At 48.4% G+C, this 2,915-nt stretch carries 2 protein-coding genes; both read left to right on the top strand.

From position 1 onward, the window contains the following. Positions 1-180 precede the first annotated feature (180 nt). On the top strand, positions 181-1,605 hold the full coding sequence (locus B4C70_RS03490; RefSeq protein ID WP_290776955.1) for an NAD(P)H-binding protein: 1,425 nt from the start codon (positions 181-183) through the stop codon (positions 1,603-1,605). Positions 1,606-1,726: 121 nt separating this feature from the next. Next, on the top strand, positions 1,727-2,915 hold a 1,189-nt coding region (locus B4C70_RS03485; RefSeq protein ID WP_290776954.1), incomplete at its 3' end, for a dynamin family protein.

The following is a 2,915-nucleotide window of genomic DNA, read 5'->3' as shown; positions in this document are numbered from 1 at the left end:
CATGAATTGTATCGTCTGCATGGTTGAAGCCCCCTTTGTTTTCAATCTTCATGTTGGTTCTTTTCCATATGTTACTATTCCCTATTCCATTCAACTGAATCGTCTCAACATATCCTCTTGCGATTGAACCGACTCGATTGGGGGTACATTACAACAGATATAAGAGAGGAGTTTACATCCATGCCAACGCGCTTAGCTTTAGCCGGAGCCACCGGATACATTGGTCACAATTTATTGAACGAACTAAAGAAAAAATATGACGTCATCGCCCTTTCAAGAAATGGTGACGACAAGGACAATGAGGAACGCGTCGAATGGCGATCGTGCGATCTCTTTTCTCTAGACGATACGATCGAAGGTATGAAAGGAGCGGACATCGCTGTCTACCTCGTCCATTCGATGATGCCATCTGCTAAATTGACACAAGGATCGTTCGAAAATATGGACTTATTGTTAGCCGATAACTTCGCCCGTGCCGCAAAAGAAAACGGCATCCGGCAGATCATCTACTTAAGCGGTATCATCCCTGAGGAAACAGAAGACCTATCACGTCACTTAAAGAGCCGACTTGAAGTCGAACGTGTTCTCGGTGCGTACGGAACACCCGTGACGACGATCCGGGCTGCGTTAATCGTTGGTCCTAAAGGTTCATCGTTCCCAATCTTATCGAAACTCGTCAAACGTCTACCCGTCATGGCACTCCCACGATGGACACGTAACAAGACCCATCCTGTCGCCTTACCCGACGTCATTCATGCCCTTGGTGAAAGTGTCGATCGCGATGACGTTAAAGACCGGGCCATCGATATCGGTGGTCCGGAAGCGATGACCTATAAAGAGATGATCCTTAAAACAGCCGACATCATGGGTAAACGACAACCGACGATCGATATTCCTTTATTGACCGTTAAATTATCCCGCCTTTGGGTGACACTCGTGTCCGGAGAACCAAAAGAAACCGTCTATCCACTCGTTGAAAGCATGGTCCATGAGATGGTTGCGGATCCAGAAAAAATGGTTCCCGGCATCAGTGACGGCAAAATCACATTCGAACAATCAGTCCGAGATGCGTTAAAAGAGGAGGAGGAACAAAAAGGATCTTCTTCAACGTCGTCTTCGACACCAGACGTCCTTGACGTCCGATCGGTACAACGTGTTCTTTTGCCAAAGGATCGCGATGCCGACTGGGCAGCTGACGATTATATGAACTGGTTGTCATCATTTGCCCGCCCTTTCCTATCGTCAACTGTGCAAGATCAAGTCGTTCGGATCCACATTCCGTTTTACGAACAACCGCTGCTGGAATTGACGAAGGAACCGGTTCACGATCGACACATGGCGACATACCGGATTACCGGCGGATTGTTCGCAAAAGTCGAGCAAGACAGCCGTGGTCGGATTGAATTCCGGCAAATTCCCGGTACGCAAGAATGTATCATCGCCATCCATGAATTCGTCCCTGCGCTACCGTGGATACTCTACAAGGCAACACAGGCGAATGTTCACCTGCTCGTGATGTATCTCTTCAAATTACACTTGTTGCGCCGGATTCATTCGACGGAACAAGAATCGACACGTGCGGACGAAATCGTTCCGTCGTCTTGATGCCAATCAAAACGATTCGCCTCTTCCTTGGCGGATCGTTTTTTGTCGCTTTTAGAAGGATGACGAAACGGAAAAAATCGTGATACACTGAACGGTGACTGAAAGAAAGGGGTTTCATCGCATGCGCTCATTTGAGGAACGATTATCGAACCAACTCGAGGCGACGGCTTCACTCGCCACATTGATTCAACCTTCAACGGATCAACTCCGTTTAGATAAACTAGATAAATTCGCCACAAAACTATTAAAACGAGAGTTCACGATTGCGTTTGTCGGTCACTTTTCTGCTGGGAAATCGAGCATGATCAACGCCTTGACAGGTGAATCAGTCTTACCGACGAGTCCGATTCCGACGAGTGCGAACATCGTGACACTTCAGCAAGGTGAGACGGATTCAGCAATCATACACTTTCATGAACAGCCGTCTGTTCGTCTGACAGCAACAGAGCAGGAGGAGCATCTTCAATCGCTTGGGAAAAGTGGTGATGTCCGACAAATCGATTTGACGCATGCCGCGTCCGCGCTTCCGCCTGGTCTCGTCTTGATGGATACGCCAGGCGTCGACTCGGTCGATGATGCCCACCGGGTCTCAACGGAGTCTGCCCTTCACTTGGCTGATATCTTGTTTTACGTCATGGATTACAATCATGTTCAATCCGAATTGAACTTCATGGTGACGGATGAATTACAAGCTGCCGTGCCAGAATTATATTTAATCGTCAATCAAATCGATAAACATCGTGACGATGAACTATCATTCGACGCCTTCCGTCGTTCGGTCCATGCGTCCTTCGCCGAACACGATGTCGTACCGAAAGGGATTTTCTTTACGAGCCTACGGGACCCAGCCCATCCGCATAACGATTTCACGGAAGTCGAACAACTCGTCAAACAAAGCATTCGCGACGCTCAACCGAAGTTGTTGACTTCTGCCGCTCTGACACTTGAAAGTCTTCACCAGGAGCATACACGTTATCTCACACGTCTCGTCTCAGAAACCCACGAGACGATGGCTGAGCAATTGAATGACACTGAACGACAGGATCCGGCGAAAGTCGAAACCGAATTAGCGCGTGTCTCGCAACAGTTAGAAGCACGTCAACCGGACCGCTGGGTACAGACGTTTTCGCTTCATCGGGATCAACTTTTGAAAAATGCGACATTGATGCCGTTCGAATTACGCGAGAAGATGCGCCGCTTCCTCGAGTCACGTCAGCGTGATTTCAAGGTTGGATTATTCCGTAGCGCGAAAAAAACGGAAGCAGCTCAAGCAGAGATTGCACAAGATGTGCTCCGTGCCTATCAGACAG

The organism is Exiguobacterium sp. UBA5002, from assembly GCF_002396765.1.
Lineage (GTDB): Bacteria > Bacillota > Bacilli > Exiguobacteriales > Exiguobacteriaceae > Exiguobacterium_A.
Note: the sequence above shows the minus strand (reverse complement) of the source record. Positions and strands in the feature narration are given on the sequence as shown.

Excerpts from the sequence above, each read along its gene's own strand:
- B4C70_RS03490 (WP_290776955.1), top strand. The coding sequence starts at position 181 with ATGCCAACGCGCTTAGCTTTAGCCGGAGCCACCGGATACATTGGTCAC.